Source organism: Roseibium salinum, assembly GCF_026240905.1.
Taxonomy (GTDB): domain Bacteria; phylum Pseudomonadota; class Alphaproteobacteria; order Rhizobiales; family Stappiaceae; genus Roseibium; species Roseibium salinum.
Genome location: NZ_JAPEVI010000001.1, coordinates 493,257 through 510,822, shown reverse-complemented (window position 1 = coordinate 510,822; position 17,566 = coordinate 493,257). Strand labels below are relative to the sequence as shown.

Sequence of the window (17,566 nt, the reverse complement as noted above, 5' to 3'; positions counted from 1 at the left end):
CCCTCAGCCCGTTTCCGACATCTCCTCGCTGAAGTTCCTGAACCCGATCATGAGATGGTTCCGAAGCCGGTACTGGAATGCGAGCCGATCGCGCACAGCCAGCGCGTCGATGACGCCTTTGTGCTCCGAGTAGGTCTCCGTGGTGAATGTTCGCCGGGTTTTGCCTTTCTGCATGATCCGCAAGACGACCGGCTTCATGACCTTGTAGACGTCGAGGATGGCAGCGTTATCGAGAATTGAGATCAGCCGGACGTGGAACGCGTAGTCCACCTCGGAGGCCTCGTCGATGTCGTGGATCTGCTCCAGGCCGTGGTTGATTTCGTACAATTCATCGACATCAGCCACTGTGATGCGATCCAGAATCTGATCGGCCGAACCAACCTCCAGCAGATCGCGAAAGGCCTGAACGTCGGAGAACGTTTTGCGCGACACTTCCATCGTGTTGAACGAAAGCAGGTCGAAAACGCGCGCCATGCGATCGTCAACGATCGTAGCGCCAACCTTCGGCCGCACGTCGACAAGCCCATATGCCTTGAGGATGCGCATTGCCTCACGGACCGTGTTCCGGCTGGCGCTGAATCGGGCGCACAACTCCCGCTCCGTGGGCAGACTGTCGCCCACCGTCAGCCTGGCGTCTGCGATGAGTTCGCGAATCTGGCGGACCACGGCGTCTACGGCCGAACCGCCCGATCTGCTGTCGGAGGGGTCTATCGTCCCCGTTTCTCCAGTTAAATCCATTTGCAACGCCTGCTACGAAGTTGCTGCCGATCAATCTATTTGTTGGACCAAAATTGATAAATGGAGCCGGGCCTGCTGTCAACCAGCCGCAACGCCGAGTCGCCAGTTGCGTTCCAAATCTTTTCATACATTTGATTAAATTAAAGGAATGGTCGGCCGCGCATCAGAAGGATAGACCGAATAGTGCACATTCGAAGCTTTTAATTTGTCCTACCACAGTGGCTCCCCTCGGCGCAGAAAACCGTCAGGCACCAGCCGGGTAGCCCTCGGCGCCAGCAGGCACAAGTAACGGCTCAGCAGGTGCCGCGCGACAAGCATGATGAGAACCGTACTGCCGCATCAGGAGTACTCCCTGGTGTTCAAGTCATTGCCTCTGACCGATGTTTCCGTGATCCACTCCATGAACGCCCGGGCGGCGGGTTTGCGTTGACTGTCGCGGGAGCAGGTGACCCAGTAGGCCGTGCCGAAGTCGCAGCCGCCATCTGGAAGAGCGGCGAAAGTACCGTCCTGGACTCGCGATTCAGTGATCGAACGCCAGCCGAGCATAACGCCCCTGCCGTCAAGGGCAGCCTGCACAGCCTGGATATAGTTGTCGAACACCTGCATCGGGCCGTGGGGTCGGCCAAGTTCCCTGGCCGCGAAATACTCCGGCCAACTCGCCCAGTGATGGGCGTGGGGCGAGCGCACATGGATGAGCGGTGCCGCGAGAAGTCCTTCCGGGTGCGCCATGGCCGCCTCGATCAGCCCGGCGCGGCCGACGGGGCAGGCCTGCTCGTCGAAGAGCTTCACCGTCTCACCATCCCGCCAATCGTCCCCGCCGTAACGCAGCGCGATATCGACGCCGGTGGCGAAGGCGGGCAGGTCCGAGGGAGGTGTCTGCAGGTTCACCAGAATATCGGGATGGCGGGCATAGAACTGCGGCAGCCGCGGCATCAGCCAGTGTGTTGCCATGCCAAGCGTGCAGGAGACGGTGATCTGCCGTCCGGCCAGCCCGGCAGAGTAGCGGATTTCCTCGATGCTGTCGGCGATAAGGCTCAGCCCGTTGCGCGTCGCGCGAGCCAGCCGCTCGCCAGCCTCCGTCGGCACCGACGGTTTGCACCGGCGGTCCATGAGCGGCACGCCGATCTGATCCTCGAGCGCCTTGATTGCCTGCGTCACCGCCGGCCGCGTCACGTTGAGTTCGCTGGCGGCAAGCTGCATCGAGCCCAGACGCTGGACGGCGTCGAAGGTGACGAGCAGCCGGAGTGGCGGGAGACGGTTCATGTTAACCTCAGACTTAACTTGAGATTAGTTTTATCAATCTTTTTCGGCGCGGTGAAATGAATATTTCTGGGGGTGAACAGGCACCCCAAGCAACAGGATGGCTCCCATGAACGTGATGACGTCCTCTCCCGAGGCCGTGACCCTTTCCGATAAGGGACTGCACGTCGCATTGACCACAGGCAGCAGCTATTTCAACTACCATTGGCTGCGCGATAACTGCCCGAGCTCGTTCGACGCGACCACAAGGGAGCGAAGCTTCGACATCTTTCATCTGGAGCAAGCCCCCCGGGCCGAGGCTGCCCGGATGGAGCGTGATGTGCTGATCATCGACTGGGCCGGCGAGGACCATGTAACCCGCATGCCGGTCTCCTGGCTCGAGGCCTATGCGCAGGGCCGGCGCCGCCCCGATCCGGCCGACCTGCCGCGCCGGGCGTGGTATGGCGATCACTATGCGGATGTCGCCCGCTTCACCCATGCCGAGCTCCTGTCGGACAAGGCCAGGGCGAAGGACTGGCTGGAGGCACTGATCGTCGAGGGGATCTCGGTCGTCACCGGGATGCCGGACAGCGACGAGGCGCTGACCCGGCTCGTGAACGTGATGGGCCAGGTGCGTCCGACCTTCTTCGGCGACTATTTCGACGTCCGCACCCACATCAATCCGACAAACACAGCCTATACCGCAGCTGCTCTGGAACTTCATACCGACACGCCGGCGGAAGAACACGCCCCTGGTGTCCAGTTCCTGCACATGCGCGCCAACACGGTCGAAGGTGGGCGCAATCTCTTCGGTGACGGCGTGGCTGCGGCCAATGACTTCCGCAACATGGATCCCGAGGGCTTCCGGCTGCTCAGCACCATCGACGTCCCGTTCTACTGCGAGCACGACACTTACGACATGCGCTCCTACCAGCGAGTGATCGAGCTGGATCAGCATGGCGAGGTCTCGGGCCTGACCATCAGCCAGCATATGCTCGACCTGATCGACCTGCCGCAGGATCTGCTCGATGCGTATTATCCGGCCTTCTGCCGTTTCGGGAAGCTGCTTCAGGATGATCGCTACATCATGCGCTTCACTCTCCAGGCGGGCGAGTGCATTGTCTTCGACAATCATCGCATCGTGCATGGCCGGGCCGCCTATTCCGCAACCAGCGGCAACCGCTACCTGCGCGGATGCTATGCCGACCGGGCCGAGATGCGTTCGAGCTATCGCGCGCTCGTCAGTGAGGGGCGGTTCAAGGCATGACTATGGTATCCAGAAGTATCCCGGCCGAACCTGCCGATATCACCGGTCTCCGGCAGGACCTGGCGGCCGCCTTCCGGCTCTGCCACCGCTTCGGCTGGAGCGAGATCCGTCGGCAATCACTTCAGCGCGGCGGTGTCGTCCTGTGGCCGGAAGTTCCTGCTGAACCCCCGGTGGCAGCATTTCGCGACGGTTCGGGCGAGCGACCTTCTCATTCTCGACGCGGACTCGCCGGAAGTGATGAAGGGGTCCGACGCGCCTGATCCGTCGGCCTGGGCGGTGCATGGCACGTTGCATCGGGAGATCCCTGAAGCGCGGGTGATCCTGCATTGCCATTCACCCTATGCCACGGCTTTGGCCTGCCTGAAGGACCCGACGCTTCTGCCAATCGACAACAACACTGCACGCTTCTTCGGACGGATCGGTTATGATCTCGAATTCGGTGGCATTTCCGACACCGCCTCCGAAGGCGAACACCTTGCACGCGCCCTGCGCGGCCATGCGGTGCTGGTCATGGGAAATCACGGCGTGACCGTGACGGGCGAGACCGTCGCGGATGCGTTCGAGGATCTCTACTTCTTCGAGAAGGCCGCGCGGACGCAGATCCTGGCCCTTTCCACGGGCTGCCCGCTCGCGGTGCTGAATGAAGCGGTGGCGCGCGATACGGCGGAGGGCTGGGTATCCTACCGCGGCATGGCGGAGCGTCATTTCGACTACCTCAAGTCGACGCTGGATGCCGAGGATGCCAGTTGGCGGGACTAAGCAGAGAAAGAGGGGCATCCCGGCGAAGGGTCGGTCGGTAAATCCGCAAAGACGCTGAACTGTTTCCCACACGGACCGCCCGCAATTCATCGCGCAGCGTATCGCTCGCGTTGCCGCGCCGGTTCACACCATGGGATTATCCACGAACTGCCGTGCTTTTCCTCACCACCAGCCTGGGTTCCAGCTGGACGCAGGTCTCCGTCGGTTCCTTGCCCTCGAGCCGGCCGAGCAACAGTCGAGCGGCCTGTTCGCCGACCGCACGGCGCGGCTGGTGGACCGTCGTCAGTGGCGGGACGAAGTGCCCTGCGACATCTATGTTGTCATATCCGACGACCGAGACATCCTGAGGTACCCGCACACCCGCTTCATTCAACTCGCAAATGAAGCCGAAGGCAGTCCGGTCGCTGGCGCAGAAGACCGCTGTCGGTCTTTCTGCTGCAGCCAGCCAGGCTCTCGCCGCCTTCGCGCCCGCGTCAAGGGTGTAGTCGCCTTCGAACGTCCAGGCCGGAGCCGGATCAAGACCAGCATCCTTCAACGTGGCTCTGAACCCTTCGAGGCGATCGCGCCCCGGCCTGTGGGTGAGCAATCCGGTGACATGTCCTATTTTCGAATGCCCGCGCTCAAGGAGGTGCGAAACCGCCAGTTTTGCGCCGAGCAGATTGTCGACCACAGACATCGGCACCGCCGGATCATCGCTCCATTCGCCGGCGGTTACGATCGGTGGCAGCAGGGGATTTGCCGCACGTATGGCCGCAATCGACAAGTGTCCATCAAGGATGACGATCCCGTCGCAATTGTTCTTGCTGAAAAACTCGCCTAGCCTGGAACGCGACATCGACGGTTTTCGCGTATCAGCAATGAGAACCTTCAGATCACGATCGGCGCAGACTGTCTCGATACCTTCCAGGATATTCGAGAAATGCGAATTTCCGATATCGGGAACCAGGGCGACGATGGTTCCCGTGTCTCTCCGGCGCAGGCTTCGTGCAGCATGATTGAGCACATAGCCAGTCTTTTCGATCGCTTTGGCAACGCTTTCGCGGGTCTTGACAGAAACCCGTTCGGGCGAGGAAAGCGCACGGCTTACAGTGGCCGTGGAAACGTTGGCTGCACGAGCAACGTCCTGGACGGTCGGGTTCGGTTTCTTGAAGTCCAATTTCGTCATGCTTCATGCATCATTTCGAAGAAGTCATATCTACCTCAAACTACAACGGGGTCGGTACGACAAGAGTTATAATTGGAATAATCTGCGAATATACGCAGCAAAGGAGCATTTCATGTCCGAAACACCTCGAATGGACTTGTCGTCCGCCAGTCCTCCCGATGAATTCACTCCGCCATGGAAGGCGCTCTGGTGGCTCGAGAAGGGCGGCTTGAACCTTGGGCCGGAATGGGAGGAAGCGCACGAAATCTGCCAGAGCGCGGAAGGCGACCGCGTGCACGACTGGATCCACGCTCTCTGTCACCTGATCGAGGGAGATCATGGCAACGCGGCCTACTGGTTTAGGCGTGCCGGCAAGGACCCGAACACCCGTGATGCCCGGAAGGTCTGGAACGACATCGCAGCTTCGCTCCAATAGCACCCGCCCGCTTCACGATCGTGGCGGCGTAGGAGGATTTTCCCTCAGTTGCCGTTCCCCGCAGCGTCGCACCGCCACTGCGGGGCGTGAGGTGATATCAGACCAAAGGAAATAAACTGCTGAAAAGCGCTCAAATGCGCGTTTAGTTGACGTAGAGCGCGCAATTGTGAGAAAATGAGACCGGAATGATAGGAGAAACCGCCATGGCGGATACCCACTACCCAAAAATGATCAAACGCCTGAACACGACGTTGCCCGACCCTCTGGCGCTCTATGTAGGCGAGATTACCGGCAAGGGATCGCTTTACGAAACGCCAAGCGAGTTTATCCGTGACCTGGTGCGCAGGCACATGGAAAAAGCGTTAGAGCAAGAGCGCGGCGATATTCGTGCGCGGCTCTCCCAATCCCTGCGTGAGAACGATTACTCTTCGCTGACAGACGACGACTTTGCTGACGCCCGCAAAGCCGCGGTCGAATAGGGGCGCTTTTGTCCAGGATTATACGCAGCGCACTTTTCAAGCGTCAGCTCATTGAATTCACGTCCAGCTATCGCCTCCGTGCCGGATCGGACATTGCCCTGAAATTTGTCGATCAGATCGAGGAAAGCATTCGCTTTATTGCCATAAAGCCCGTGGCCTGCGCGGTCTATACGCGGCTGGAAGGCAAAGAATTCCGCAAATGGGGCGTAAAGGATTTTCCCGTTTCTATATTTTTCCGGCTTGAGGGCGAGGATACGATCGTTCGCGACGCCCTTTATGCACATCGCATGAACGTCGCGGCGCGATTTCCCAAGGATGTTGAGTAATTCATTTGTTCTGTGATGCTTTCCAAGCGTCTTCGGCATGTGATCTTTTGTGAACCGGGGGAGGGGCCCCTGCAACATAGGAATTGTAACTGTTCAGCGCGGCCTGGTTCGCCAGTTTCCACTGATCGGCCAGTGATTGGCAAACAGCTGTCCGAATACGTTCTTTTGCAGCCTTGGAGATGTTGTTGGCCAGACCCTTCGCAGTTCGAACTAACGATGCGGCTATTGGTTGGTTGATCTTCCTGCCGTTGAATCATCGAGAGAATGACGCCTTCGGCGCATCCGCAAGGAGCCAGCACCTATGGTTCGAAAGGTATTCGTCTTCGGGACATTAAAAGGGGCTTCCCGCTTCACGAGCGGGGACTGTCGGAGGCGAAGCTTCTGGGACAATACCGGACCCGAGAGCGTTATCCCCTCCTCGTTGCCGGACCGTGGTTTGCACCGATGATGCTCAACGAACCTGGGATCGGGTACCAGGTCGTCGGTGAGCTGTACGAGACGAACGACATAACAATTGAAAACCTTGAACGGATTGAATCGGTAGGCGAGCCTGGCAATTTTCGCCTGTCGATCGAAGTCGAGCCCGCCGAAGGCGGATCCGCGTGTCTCGCTCTTGTCTATATGAAGGCGCGGGAACTGGCACACCCTGTTCACTCGGATCATCTTCAGGTGTACGAAGATAGGCGCTTTATTCCCTTCGAGCAGAGGCATTAGCATCGGCTTGCCATCCCCGCCGGCCCGTTGATGCATCGGGGGCCGCAAGCTGCCCCGCCAGACGTAAGAATTTCAATAGCTTGCAGTGCCAATCGGTGACCAAATCCCACGCCGATGACACCGGAAGTGGGGCCAAGCTGCCGGTAGACGAAACTCGTGCCTGCAACATCGACGCTCCTAGTCGGCGCGTCTTTCCACGTGATTATGCTGCTGGTTTGCGGTGGAGGAGACCTGGTCATGCACTTCGTCTTACCTACTGGATCTTGATGACGGTTTTGCCCTTTGACCGTCCAGTAGCGATGTAAGCCATGGCTTCGTTGGTCGCTTCGAAAGGGAAGGTCCGATCGATCACGGGGCGAATGATCCCGGCTTCGATCAGCGATGTGATCTGGCCTAACTGCGCGCCATCCGCCCGCATGAACAGGAACGAATAGCTGACACGCCGGTGTTTGGCCTTCCTTCGGATGCTGAAGCTCAACAGGCGCAAGGCCTGATGCAGGAACCAGCTCAATTCCTGTTCTCTGGCGAAATCAAGGTCCGGCGGACCGGAAATCGAAATCAGCTTGCCGCCGGGCTTCAGCACTCTCAGGGATTTCTTGAGCGTATCGCCGCCCAGGCTGTTCAACACCACATCATAGCCGGACAGGACCTTCTCGAAATCCTGCTTCTTGTAGTCGATCACGATATCGGCGCCGAGGCTCCTTACCAGCTCAACATTCGCCGTGCTCGTCGTCGTTGCGACAGTCGCGCCGAGATGCCTGGCAAGTTGGATGGCGAGAGTGCCCACGCCGCCCGAACCCGCGTGTATGAGCACCTTCTGCCCTTTAGCAAGGTCGGCACGCTCGACCAGTGCCTGCCAGGCTGTCAGCCCCACTAGAGGAATGGAAGCCGCTTCCTCCATTGTGAGGTTCTTCGGCTTGAGCGCCACGTCGACCTCATTCATGGCAATCAATTCCGCGAACGTCCCGATGCGGCCATCGCGCGGCCGGGCATAAACCTCGTCACCCACCGAGAAACGACGGACCTTCGATCCGACCCGAACCACTGTGCCGGCCACATCGTGTCCCAGGATGAAAGGCGGGCGATAGGGCAAGATGGGCTTGAACTCTCCGTCATGGATCTTGCAATCCAGAGGATTGAGCCCGGCCGCGTGGATCTCGACCAGAACATCGTCTTCCCGCACCGCCGGTTCCGGCATGTCACCGAGACGTAGCGCGCTGTTCTTCTTGTACTTATCGACGATGAACGCCTTCATGATGATCTGGTCTCCAGTTTTCCGCTAAAGCCCGCATCCGATCAGAGAGCCACTATTGCAGACAGCAGATAAGGGTAGGGCCGCGCCTGAGCACGGCACCGAAGGGATCAGTTGCGGTCTGCGGCCGCGATAGCGGGATAATCCGTATAGCCCGCGGCACCGCCGCCATAGAGCGTGGCAGGATCGATCTGCGTCAGCGGGGCGCCGGTTTGCAGTCGCTCCACCAGGTCGGGATTGGCGATGAACGGCCGGCCGAAAGCGAAGAGGTCCGACTTGCCTTCGGCGAGACGCGACGTCGCAAGGTCAAGATCGTAGCCATTGTTGGCAATATAGGTGTTGGCGAAGCGGCGGCGGAGAGAGCCGAAGTCGAATGGCGTGACATCGCGCGGTCCGCCCGTGGCGCCCTCGACGACGTGAATGTAGGCGATGCCCAGGGCATCGAGTTGATCGACGATGTAGTCGAACTGCGCCTGAGCGTCGCTGCTCGAAACGCCGTTCGCGGGCGATACGGGCGAGATCCGGATTCCAGTGCGTTCGGCGCCGACCTCCTTGACCACCGCAGCCGTAACCTCCAGCATCAGCCGCGCCCGGTTCTCGATCGATCCGCCATATGCATCCGTCCGGACGTTGGCGCCGTCCTTGGCAAACTGGTCGAGCAGATAGCCGTTGGCACCGTGGACCTCCACGCCGTCGATTCCCGCCGCGACGGCGTTTGCGGCTGCCTTGCGGAAGTCGTCCACGATGCCCGGCAGTTCTTCTAGTTCAAGAGCGCGGGGTTCCGAAACATCTACAAAGGCATTATTGATGAAGGTTTTGGTTTCGGCCTGGATCGCTGAGGGTGCGACGGGCGCTGCACCGTTCTCCTGCAGGTCGACGTGTGAGACGCGGCCGACATGCCAGAGCTGCATGAAAATCCGCCCGCCCTTGGCATGCACGGCGTTGGTGACCTTGCGCCAGCCCTCGATCTGAGCCTGGGAGTAGATGCCGGGCGTGTCCTGGTAGCCCTGTCCCTGCTGCGAGATCTGCGTGGCTTCGGAGATGATCAACCCAGCCGAGGCACGCTGGCTGTAATATTCCGCAGCGAGATCGCCTGGGACCAAGCCAGGGCCAGCGCGATTTCGCGTCAGCGGCGCCATCACGATACGATTGGAGAGGGTCAGCGAGCCGAGGGTATAGGGCTCAAAAAGCGTCTTGTTGGTCATGACTCACTCTTGTCTGTCTCCGCCGCAGCGGGAATGTTTATCGAATTGGTTTCGTTGATGCTCAGGCGACCGCGCGGTATCGCTCGGCGGGATTTGCGTTGCCATAGTTCGGAAGCATGGCCTGGCGTGCGGCCTCAAGCGCGTCCCACTGACCGGCGTCGGGTAGCGGCGGAATAGTCACCGGTTCACGGCGGTCGAAGCCGACCAGCGCTGCGTCAACGAGATCGCCCACCTCCATCACGTTGGTCAGCGTGTTGACGTCGGCACCGACGTGTTCCCAGATCTGGGTTCGCGTCGTGGCGGGAAGCACGGCCTGGACGTAGACGCCCTTCGGCGCAAGCTCGAGGCTGAGCCCCTGCGACAGAAACAGCACGAAGGCCTTGGTCGCGCCGTAGACCGTCATGCCGAACTCGGGCGCCAGGCCGACCACGGAGCCGATGTTGACGATCGCGCCTTCTCCGGCCTTTGCAAGTCGCGGGGCGATGGCGCTGGCAAGCCGCAACAGTGCGGTCGTATTGAGCGCAACCAGGCGCGCGACGTCATCGGTGCTCTGCTCAATGAAACTTCCGCCAATGGCCGTGCCGGCATTGTTGACAAGGACGCCGATACGGGCGTCATCACGCAGCCTCGTCTCTACCGTCGTAAGATCGGCAGGCTGCGTAAGATCGGCCCGGACAATGTCGATCGCCACGCCGTTCTCCTGACGCAAGCGAGCCGCCAAGGACTCCATTAGCGCCTTGTCACGGGCAACCAGCACGAGATCGTGCCCTCGGCGCGCGAAGCGCTCGGCATAAGTGGCTCCGATGCCGGTGGAGGCGCCGGTGATAAGGACTGACGGAATGTTGGCCATGGGATTGCTCTCTTTTCTGATTGAACCTATATTCATGATAGTCATCATGATTGATGCTAAATATGATGACCATCATGTAAATGTCAATGGGACCGGTGGAGAAGTTTGAAATGAAGGTCAGTCGAGAACAGATGGCGGAAAACCGTCGCCGGATTCTGGAAGTTGCCAGCCGGCTGTTTCGCGACAAGGGGTTCGACGCGGTCAGCGTGGCGGAAGTGATGAAAGCCGCCGGGCTGACCCACGGCGGCTTCTATGGTCACTTCAACTCGAAGGACGATCTGATCGCGCAGAGCCTTGCCCACGTCCTCGCCGCGGACACAGGCGGAGGCGGCGATCTTCGCGCGTATGCGGACGCCTATCTTTCGCCTCGTCATCGCGACAACGCCGCCGGTGGTTGCCCGACCGCGGGCCTTGCTGCTGCCCTCCGCCATCAGACCCCGGCCGCCCGCTCGGCCATGACCGAAGGCCTTCGATCGCAGATCGACGGTATCTGCAATGCGCTCCCGGAGTTGGATCCGGAAGACAGACGCCGCGCGGCGATCGGAAGCTGGGCAGCAATGGTGGGGGCAGTAGTCCTCGCGCGGGCAATCGATGATCCAGAGCTTTCAGATGAGGTCCTGGAACAGACACGTGCGTGGATCGATACCGGCATCAGCCGGGTCCCTGCCGGCTAGGAGGTCTGCTGCAGGAGTGCCCTCGTCGGGAGTAATGCGGTCATCGTCGGTGGTTGGTTGGCCATCTTGTAGGGGTATTGCGCTGTAGGATGCTCGTGAGCTTCCAAGACTGCCACAGCGATTGCGATCCCGCTGCGACTTGTCGGAAGTCCTGCCTGCATTGTTACAAAACGCGAGCGATCGCCTCGATCTCCACCCGAAAAGGGCCCATCAAGTCGGCGTGTACGCAGGCTCGCGCCGGCAGTGCCTCTCCGAAATAGGCAACGTAGGTGCTGTTGAAGAGGTCGAAATCGTCGACGTCGGTGAGCCAGACCATGGTCTTGACCACGTCCTTCAGGTCAAGCCCCAGTTCCTGCAGCACGTTACGCAGGTTTTCGATGGTCTGACGGGTTTCCGGAACGATCCCGCCACCGACTGGCTTGCCGCCATCGTCTACGGCAACCTGACCTGAAACAAACACCAGATCCCCAGCCCGGACCGCCTTTGAGTAGGGCGGACCATTTTCAACGAATGTGCCTGAATTCGGAAAACGCTCAATTCGGGTCATGGTGAAATCCTTGTCATGAGGAAATGGCTAGCCGCCGAGGAAAAATCGGGGCAGAGCGAGGGATAGGCTGGGCACAAAGGTCGTCAGCAGCACGACCGGCAGGTAGGCAAAGAGGATGAACACCAGAGTCGGCTTGAGCATCGACCCGAGTTGGGTCTTGCCGATAAGCGCCCCGAAATAGAGGATCGGCGCGGTCGGCGGCGTGATCAGGCCCATTCCGAGATTGACCGCCACGATGGCGGCGAACTGAACCGGGTCGACGCCCGCCTGCTGCATGACCGGCATAAGCATGGGTGCGGCCAGCAGGATGCCGCTGACATCCTCCATGAACATTCCGATCAGAACCAGGAAGACGTTGGCCATCAGAAGCAGGCCAATCGGATGCTGGGTCACACTCATGAAACCCTCGAGGATGTGCTGGGGCACGTTTTCCAGCGTAAAGAGACGCGACAGCATGGCAGCGAAGAAGACCAGGATCAGCAGGACGCCGGCAGTCTGACCGCTGCGCCACACAACTTCCCAGAATTCCTTCAGCGTCAAATCCCTGTAGATGACAAGGCTGACGGGCACCGCATAGACAACCGCTATTGCGGCGGCTTCCGTTGGTGTGGTGATGCCGCCATAAATGAAGCCCAGGATGAGGACCGGCATCAACAGGGCAAGGCTCGCGCGGCGGGTCTTTGCCAGGATGTCGGAAGCAATTGCCGTGAACTTGGCCGGAGCGGCAACAGTGACTTCCATTCGGGCGGCATAGAACCGGTTCCAGAAGCCGAACAGACCGATCAGGAGGATGCCCGGCAGCACCGGTGCCAGGAAGCAGGCGGTGATCGAGGTGCCGGTCACCCAGCCGAACAGGATCATGGATGCCGAGGGCGGGATGAGCAGTGCCAGCACGGAGGAGGCGGACACAAGGGTTGCGGCATAGGCACGGTCGTAGCCCCGGTCAACCATCTTGGGGATCATGATCGTGCCTATGGCGGCGACCGCAGAAGAAGCCATGCCGGAAATGGCGCCGAAGACTGCTGTTGTAAAGATCACGACCAGGCCGAGGCCACCCTTTGTCCGACCAAGCGCCGCATCGGCGACGTCGATCAGGCGTCCAGCAATCCCTCCATGACTCATCAGGCCGCCGGCAAGGATATAGAGCGGGATGGCGACGATGATGATGGAAGAAATCTTGCTGAACCCGGCACCAATCAGGAAGGAGGCACTGCCGATGTCACCGAGTGCAAAGAGAAACAGACATGCGGCCGCGAAGCAAAGCGGCACGGGTACGCCGACAATCAGCAGGGCTGTCAGAAGAATGGCGTCGAATACGATAACCAGGCTCATTTTGTAGCCCTCCGCGCCATGGCGGTCAGGTCCAGGGCTTCAACCAGGAAATAGAAGGTCATCAGCGCAAGACAGAGCGGCATGACGACGGTGACATAGGCCATGGGGAGGCCGAGTTCGAGCGACATCTTGTGGCGCGTCAGCGTGAACATGAAATAGTCGAAGGCCCACTTGGTCATCCACGCGCACAGTGCCGTCGTGATAAAGGCAGCTGCCGCGTTGATCCAGAGACGGCGCTGAGGGGACGTGACGATCAGGTCGACGAGGCTCGCGGATATGTGTCCGCGCTCCCATGCACCGAGTGAGCCACCGAGAAAATATAGCCAGACCGCGACGAAGCTCGCCAAATCCTCAATGCCGAAGATGGAAGTGTGAAGCACATAGCGGGTGAAGACCTGGATGAAGATCAGCGCGGTGACCGACAGGCAGCAGATGCCGAGCAGGAACCTTTGGATGAGAACCAGGGGACCGGGTTTGCGCGGCGGGTAGCCGTGCGCGAGGTTTTCCGCCGAGGGCAGTGCCAACTCGAGCGCGATGTTGTGGCTGGCCTCCGCCGAATCCAACTCCGATTTCGTCACCAGGTTTCCTCCCAGGGTGTCGTCCTTCTTGAAAAAAGACCCGGAGGCGGCCACTCACCAAGCCTCCGGGCATCCAGGGGAGCTAGTTGCTGCCGGTCGCTTCCTGAAGCTGCTTGAGTATGTCCGGTCCGATCTCCTCTGAAATTGATGGCCAAACATCCTTGCGGGTGATTGCCGCAAAGGCCTGAAGTTGGTCAGGCGTCAGTTCGATCACATTGATGCCGAGATCCTTCATCTGCTGCAGACGGGCGGCATCCGCGGCGGCGACCTCGTCGAAGCGCTTGTCGGCGATTTCTTGCGCCGCTTCCACCAGCGCGGCTTGATCGGCAGCCTGGAGACCCTCGAACTTGCCCAGGTTCATGAAGATGTAATTGGCCTCGAAATGGTCGTTGTACTGGACCCAGGTTTTTGCAATATCCTTGAAATTGTCGAGGGCCAGTTCCGGGGTGCCGCCGATGGCGCCGTCGACCACGCCGGTCTGCATGCCGGTGTAGAGTTCGGCCCACGGCACGACGGCGACGTTGAAGCCCAATCGCTCCATCAGGGCATGGTGGGTCGTGCCGCCCGGCCAGACGCGGATCTTGATGTTGTGACTCGCATCCGGATTTGTCGGGTCGTCGACCTCGTTGGCAAAGACGGCTCCGCCCATGCCGGCGCCATAGGTTGCCAGCAGCTTGAGACCCTGATCAGCGATGATCCCATCAACGATCTTGGTGACATATCCGTCGGCCGAAAGGGCATCCCTGGCCGAGGCATAATCTGTGAAGGTGTAGGGGAACCAGGTGATTGCCAGACGCCGGTCGCTGTCAGTCGAAAGCGGCTGCATCGCCAAGTCGACAGCGCCGAAGGTGACCCCGTTATAAACCTCGGTCCAGTCGCCCAGCTGGCTGGCCGGATAGACTGTGATCTCGATCCGTCCGTCGGTCTTTTCCTTGACAAGTTCTGCAAAAGTTTCTGCGGCGTTCGCGCCATCCGAACCCGGCTTGTCCAATGTCGACAAGCGAAGGGTCTCCGCCTCCGCGGCTCCTGCCATCAGCATTGCCGAAGCGAACGCCACCGTCGTGAGCCACCTACCGTGTACCGACATCTTGCTCTCCTCTGCGGTCATTTTTCTTATGTATGTCATACAATGTGGGTACAAGACCAACATGTATGATCAAACAATATCAAAAATCTGCTACTGTCAAGCGGGTAGAATGGCATTGTATGGTGCTTTTAGGCGGGATGTTTGATGCGCTTTGCGCAGATCTGGTCTAAAACCGGGAGATGTTGACTTGTTTGTATGTAATACAATATGTCTGGTGACCGGTGACAACCGGCGGGCACAACACACCATTATCAGACAGACCAAGGGTATTGCGGCGAATGTTCGATAAGTTGAGTTTCAGGAAGTCTGATGGTCCGATCTACTTGCAGATTGCCGGGATCATTGAGGAAAGAATTGCGAATGGACAACTTGCGGTCGGAGACCGGCTGCCGCCGCAGCGGGACATTGCCCAGTCGACCGGGGTTAATCTGACGACTGTTACGCGGGCCTTCGCCTCCTTGCAGGAACGCGGTTTGGTGGAAAGCCGGCCGGGCCGCGGCTCCATCGTCGCAGATCCGTCCCAGGTCGCAGTCTTCAAGTCGGCGCCGCTCGACCGGTCGGGATATATCGACCTCTCCGTCAACCGTCCGGCAACAACCGGCTACCTTCAGGCGCTCTCGGCTCTGATGACCCAGTTGCCGGCTGATCCCCGCTTTACGGCCCTGCAAGATTTTCACGCGCCGGAAGGGCCGGTCTGGGCACGGGAGGCGATGGCCGCCTGGATGTCGACGCTGATCGGGACGGTCGATCCTTCAAACCTGGTTGTCACCAATGGGGCGCAGCAGGCACTCGGCTGTGTTCTGCGAGCTATCGCCCGGCCGGGCGATGTCATTGTAACGGACATAGTGACCTATCAAGGTATTGGCGCGCTCTGTCGTTCTCTCGACCTGGTCCTGAAGCCGGTCGAAGTGGACGGCGAGGGCATGAGCCCCGCCGATTTCGCGGCCGTCTGCGAAGCGGACCGGCCGCGCGCGGTCTTCCTGATCCCGACGCTGCACAACCCGTTGACCGTCACCATGTCTGCTGAACGCAAGGCCACCCTTGCCGCCACCGCGCGGCGGCACGGCGTCCTCATCATTGAAGACGACGTCTACCGGGCCCTGAAACCTGGCGCAGCACCGACATTCGCGCAAACGAACCCGGACATCACCATCCATATCAACAGCCTGTCGAAATGTGTCGCACCCGGTCTTCGGCTTGGCGCCGTGCTGGCGCCGGAGCCGATGGTGTTCGACATTGCCGCCATGTTGAGGATCGACTGCTGGAGCATCAGCGCGCTCAATGCGCTGATTGCGGTGCGCATGATCGAAGAAGGCACACTCGACGCAATCATTGCGGGACAAGTGGCCGAGTTTCGCAATCGGCAGGAAATCGTGCAATCGATCCTCTCCGGGCACGATCTGGCAACCGATGACGTCTCGCCCCATTGCTGGCTGCGTCTGCCGGATCCCTGGCACGGCAATTCCTTCGTCAAAGCCGCCCATCGAGATGGCGTCGGCGTGCTGTCGGGCGAAGCCTTTGCGGTCACCCGGGAATGTATTCCACATGCCGTGCGCATTAATCTCGGCGCTGCCCGGACACACGAGGATTTGCGTTCAGGCCTCGACAAGCTTTGCCAGATCCTGAAGAGCGACCGTCGCCGTTACGAAGCTCTCCAGTGATCATGAGCGAGGTTCTGACTACCGAAATCGCCGTGATCGGCGGCGGCGTCTCGGGGCTGGCAAGTGCATTTCGGCTTGCCTCCGAAGGTCGGGAGATTCTGGTTATCGACCCGGATCTAGACGCCGGCGGCACCAGTTTTGGCAGTGCGGGGACCATCGCCGACTACGCCGTGATGCCGGTCGGGACGCCTGCCTTGCTGCGAAACCTGCCTTCGTTGCTCCTCTCCAGAGACAGCCCACTGTCGATCCGCAAGGCAGCGCTGTTTTCTCTGGCGCCCTGGATGGCCCGCTTCGCGTGGCATTCGCTGCCAGGCAATTGCCGCCGTAATGCAGATCGGATCGCCCGCATGTTGTCCGAAGTTCCCACCGGCTGGGCGAACCTTCTGATGGAAATCGGGGCAGAGGATCTGATGCGGAACAGGGGTTGCCTCTATCTTTACAGCACACGCTCGGCCTTCGACCGCGCAGGAGGTGAAATCGCGGTGAGAAACCATTTCCAGGTGCCTCAGGAACTCCTGTCCCAGGAAGAAACGGCAGCGCTCGAACCCGCACTGCCACCGTTTGAAGGCGGCAGTGTCTATTTTCCGAACGCTTCGCACTTGAGCGACCCTGGCGCGCTGATGGGACGGTTGAAAGCCGCCACCGAGAGCAAGGGCGTGGCATTTCTCCACGCAGCCGCACGCGCGCTCGAGCGGACTTCAGATGGCGTGATGGTGTCCTGTGGTTCCAGCAAGGTCCGGGCGAAGACTGTGGTGATTGCAGCCGGCGCACATTCGAAAGTGCTGGCCCGCCAGGCCGGAGACCGCGTGCCACTCGACACAGAACGCGGCTACCATGTCGAATTCGACATGGACACCCCACCATTGTCCCGCCCTGTCTGCCCGACCGCAAATGGCTTCTACCTCATACCCATGGCAGGACGCCTGCGCGCGGCGGGCACGGTGGAACTTGGAGGCCTGACCGCGCCGCCCTCGGCAAAACGCCTGACATTTCTTGAAGAACGGGCGCGTGCCGTTTTCCCCTCTCTCGGCGCGCCGGACCGAACCTGGCTCGGTTTTCGGCCGTCCATGCCCGACTCCGTTCCGGTTATCCGCGCCTCAAAGGGCGGCAACGATATCATCTTTGCCTTCGGGCACGGTCATCTCGGCCTCACCCTGGCGCCGGTCACCGCCCGCATGGTCAGTGATCTCATCGCAAAGCGAAAAGGCGTCGCGTAGCAATCGCTCTTGATCGTGAATTGCGCCTTGATAGTTATATGATATAATCATTATGGTCTAT

At 60.0% G+C, this 17,566-nt stretch carries 20 protein-coding genes; 8 read left to right on the top strand and 12 right to left on the bottom strand.

Going from position 1 to position 17,566, the window contains the following annotated elements; all coding sequences use genetic code 11:
• Positions 1-3: 3 nt before the first annotated feature.
• Positions 4-738 (bottom strand): FadR/GntR family transcriptional regulator, encoded by a 735-nt coding sequence (locus tag ON753_RS02265; RefSeq protein ID WP_265960924.1) that lies wholly within the window; start codon positions 736-738, stop codon positions 4-6.
• Between the two features lie 339 nt (positions 739-1,077).
• Positions 1,078-2,001, bottom strand: a complete 924-nt coding sequence (locus tag ON753_RS02260) for a LysR substrate-binding domain-containing protein (protein WP_265960923.1) — start codon at positions 1,999-2,001, stop codon at positions 1,078-1,080.
• Between the two features lie 106 nt (positions 2,002-2,107).
• On the opposite strand from ON753_RS02260, the gene ON753_RS02255 reads away from it, so the two are divergent.
• Together ON753_RS02255 and ON753_RS02250 are read left to right on the top strand one after the other, a co-directional pair.
• A complete protein-coding gene (locus tag ON753_RS02255; RefSeq protein ID WP_265960922.1) occupies positions 2,108-3,244 on the top strand; it encodes a TauD/TfdA family dioxygenase in 1,137 nt (378 codons plus the stop codon).
• A gap of 132 nt (positions 3,245-3,376) precedes the next feature.
• The gene (locus ON753_RS02250) at positions 3,377-4,003 is read left to right on the top strand and encodes a class II aldolase/adducin family protein (RefSeq protein ID WP_265960921.1); all 627 of its coding nucleotides are present in this window, start codon (positions 3,377-3,379) and stop codon (positions 4,001-4,003) included.
• Between the two features lie 136 nt (positions 4,004-4,139).
• Here ON753_RS02250 and ON753_RS02245 read toward each other — a convergent pair whose 3' ends face one another.
• A complete protein-coding gene (locus ON753_RS02245; RefSeq protein WP_265960920.1) occupies positions 4,140-5,168 on the bottom strand; it encodes a LacI family DNA-binding transcriptional regulator in 1,029 nt (342 codons plus the stop codon).
• Positions 5,169-5,280: 112 nt separating this feature from the next.
• Here ON753_RS02245 and ON753_RS02240 point away from each other — a divergent pair, with 112 nt between their 5' ends.
• Positions 5,281-5,583: a hypothetical protein gene (locus tag ON753_RS02240; protein WP_265960919.1), complete on the top strand. Its 303-nt coding sequence runs from the start codon at positions 5,281-5,283 to the stop codon at positions 5,581-5,583.
• Between the two features lie 203 nt (positions 5,584-5,786).
• Positions 5,787-6,062, top strand: coding sequence for a ribbon-helix-helix domain-containing protein (locus tag ON753_RS02235; RefSeq protein ID WP_265960918.1), 276 nt, complete (start codon positions 5,787-5,789; stop codon positions 6,060-6,062).
• Here the strand turns inward: ON753_RS02235 and ON753_RS02230 are convergent.
• Both ON753_RS02230 and ON753_RS02225 read right to left on the bottom strand, forming a co-directional pair.
• Complete coding sequence (locus ON753_RS02230; RefSeq protein ID WP_265960917.1) at positions 6,005-6,427, bottom strand: hypothetical protein; 423 nt, start codon at positions 6,425-6,427, stop codon at positions 6,005-6,007. The genes ON753_RS02235 and ON753_RS02230 overlap by 58 nt on opposite strands.
• On the bottom strand, positions 6,390-6,626 hold the full coding sequence (locus ON753_RS02225; protein WP_265960952.1) for a type II toxin-antitoxin system CcdA family antitoxin: 237 nt from the start codon (positions 6,624-6,626) through the stop codon (positions 6,390-6,392). Before ON753_RS02225 ends, ON753_RS02230 begins: the two co-directional genes overlap by 38 nt.
• Positions 6,627-6,652: 26 nt before the next feature.
• Here ON753_RS02225 and ON753_RS02220 point away from each other — a divergent pair, with 26 nt between their 5' ends.
• Complete coding sequence (locus ON753_RS02220; protein ID WP_265960916.1) at positions 6,653-7,102, top strand: gamma-glutamylcyclotransferase family protein; 450 nt, start codon at positions 6,653-6,655, stop codon at positions 7,100-7,102.
• A 253-nt stretch (positions 7,103-7,355) separates the two neighbouring features.
• Here the strand turns inward: ON753_RS02220 and ON753_RS02215 are convergent, their stop codons facing one another.
• From ON753_RS02215 to ON753_RS02205, 3 genes are all read right to left on the bottom strand, one after another.
• Positions 7,356-8,357 (bottom strand): NADP-dependent oxidoreductase, encoded by a 1,002-nt coding sequence (locus ON753_RS02215; protein WP_265960915.1) that lies wholly within the window; start codon positions 8,355-8,357, stop codon positions 7,356-7,358.
• Between the two features lie 107 nt (positions 8,358-8,464).
• Positions 8,465-9,559: an alkene reductase gene (locus ON753_RS02210; RefSeq protein ID WP_265960914.1), complete on the bottom strand. Its 1,095-nt coding sequence runs from the start codon at positions 9,557-9,559 to the stop codon at positions 8,465-8,467.
• A gap of 61 nt (positions 9,560-9,620) precedes the next feature.
• Positions 9,621-10,409 (bottom strand): SDR family NAD(P)-dependent oxidoreductase, encoded by a 789-nt coding sequence (locus ON753_RS02205; RefSeq protein WP_265960913.1) that lies wholly within the window; start codon positions 10,407-10,409, stop codon positions 9,621-9,623.
• A 110-nt stretch (positions 10,410-10,519) separates the two neighbouring features.
• Between ON753_RS02205 and ON753_RS02200 the strand changes: the two genes are divergently transcribed.
• Positions 10,520-11,083, top strand: coding sequence for a TetR/AcrR family transcriptional regulator (locus ON753_RS02200; RefSeq protein WP_265960951.1), 564 nt, complete (start codon positions 10,520-10,522; stop codon positions 11,081-11,083).
• A gap of 163 nt (positions 11,084-11,246) precedes the next feature.
• On the opposite strand, the gene ON753_RS02195 is transcribed toward ON753_RS02200, so the two are convergent.
• The 4 genes from ON753_RS02195 to dctP form a co-directional block, all read right to left on the bottom strand.
• Entirely contained in the window at positions 11,247-11,630 is a 384-nt protein-coding gene (locus ON753_RS02195; protein ID WP_265960912.1) for a RidA family protein, read from the bottom strand.
• 27 nt (positions 11,631-11,657) lie between these two features.
• Positions 11,658-12,962, bottom strand: coding sequence for a TRAP transporter large permease (locus ON753_RS02190; protein WP_265960911.1), 1,305 nt, complete (start codon positions 12,960-12,962; stop codon positions 11,658-11,660).
• Positions 12,959-13,540, bottom strand: coding sequence for a TRAP transporter small permease (locus ON753_RS02185; protein WP_265960910.1), 582 nt, complete (start codon positions 13,538-13,540; stop codon positions 12,959-12,961). The genes ON753_RS02190 and ON753_RS02185 overlap by 4 nt, the downstream gene beginning before the upstream one ends.
• Before the next feature lie 82 nt (positions 13,541-13,622).
• Positions 13,623-14,627, bottom strand: a complete 1,005-nt coding sequence (gene dctP, locus ON753_RS02180) for a TRAP transporter substrate-binding protein DctP (RefSeq protein ID WP_265960909.1) — start codon at positions 14,625-14,627, stop codon at positions 13,623-13,625.
• 278 nt (positions 14,628-14,905) lie between these two features.
• Here dctP and ON753_RS02175 point away from each other — a divergent pair, with 278 nt between their 5' ends.
• Both ON753_RS02175 and ON753_RS02170 read left to right on the top strand, forming a co-directional pair.
• Positions 14,906-16,288 (top strand): aminotransferase-like domain-containing protein, encoded by a 1,383-nt coding sequence (locus tag ON753_RS02175; RefSeq protein ID WP_265960908.1) that lies wholly within the window; start codon positions 14,906-14,908, stop codon positions 16,286-16,288.
• Between the two features lie 2 nt (positions 16,289-16,290).
• The gene (locus ON753_RS02170; RefSeq protein WP_265960907.1) at positions 16,291-17,505 is read left to right on the top strand and encodes an NAD(P)/FAD-dependent oxidoreductase; all 1,215 of its coding nucleotides are present in this window, start codon (positions 16,291-16,293) and stop codon (positions 17,503-17,505) included.
• Positions 17,506-17,566: the final 61 nt, after the last annotated feature.

Bases quoted from the DNA above. Each gene is read 5' to 3' on its own strand.
- ON753_RS02265 (WP_265960924.1), bottom strand. From the start codon at position 738: ATGGATTTAACTGGAGAAACGGGGACGATAGACCCCTCCGACAGCAGA.
- ON753_RS02260 (WP_265960923.1), bottom strand. From the start codon at position 2,001: ATGAACCGTCTCCCGCCACTCCGGCTGCTCGTCACCTTCGACGCCGTC.
- ON753_RS02255 (WP_265960922.1), top strand. From the start codon at position 2,108: ATGAACGTGATGACGTCCTCTCCCGAGGCCGTGACCCTTTCCGATAAG.
- ON753_RS02245 (WP_265960920.1), bottom strand. From the start codon at position 5,168: ATGACGAAATTGGACTTCAAGAAACCGAACCCGACCGTCCAGGACGTT.
- ON753_RS02240 (WP_265960919.1), top strand. From the start codon at position 5,281: ATGTCCGAAACACCTCGAATGGACTTGTCGTCCGCCAGTCCTCCCGAT.
- ON753_RS02235 (WP_265960918.1), top strand. From the start codon at position 5,787: ATGGCGGATACCCACTACCCAAAAATGATCAAACGCCTGAACACGACG.
- ON753_RS02230 (WP_265960917.1), bottom strand. From the start codon at position 6,427: ATGCCGAAGACGCTTGGAAAGCATCACAGAACAAATGAATTACTCAAC.
- ON753_RS02220 (WP_265960916.1), top strand. From the start codon at position 6,653: ATGACGCCTTCGGCGCATCCGCAAGGAGCCAGCACCTATGGTTCGAAA.
- ON753_RS02215 (WP_265960915.1), bottom strand. From the start codon at position 8,357: ATGAAGGCGTTCATCGTCGATAAGTACAAGAAGAACAGCGCGCTACGT.
- ON753_RS02210 (WP_265960914.1), bottom strand. From the start codon at position 9,559: ATGACCAACAAGACGCTTTTTGAGCCCTATACCCTCGGCTCGCTGACC.
- ON753_RS02205 (WP_265960913.1), bottom strand. From the start codon at position 10,409: ATGGCCAACATTCCGTCAGTCCTTATCACCGGCGCCTCCACCGGCATC.
- ON753_RS02200 (WP_265960951.1), top strand. From the start codon at position 10,520: ATGAAGGTCAGTCGAGAACAGATGGCGGAAAACCGTCGCCGGATTCTG.
- ON753_RS02195 (WP_265960912.1), bottom strand. From the start codon at position 11,630: ATGACCCGAATTGAGCGTTTTCCGAATTCAGGCACATTCGTTGAAAAT.
- ON753_RS02190 (WP_265960911.1), bottom strand. From the start codon at position 12,962: ATGAGCCTGGTTATCGTATTCGACGCCATTCTTCTGACAGCCCTGCTG.
- dctP (WP_265960909.1), bottom strand. From the start codon at position 14,627: ATGTCGGTACACGGTAGGTGGCTCACGACGGTGGCGTTCGCTTCGGCA.
- ON753_RS02175 (WP_265960908.1), top strand. From the start codon at position 14,906: ATGTTCGATAAGTTGAGTTTCAGGAAGTCTGATGGTCCGATCTACTTG.
- ON753_RS02170 (WP_265960907.1), top strand. From the start codon at position 16,291: ATGAGCGAGGTTCTGACTACCGAAATCGCCGTGATCGGCGGCGGCGTC.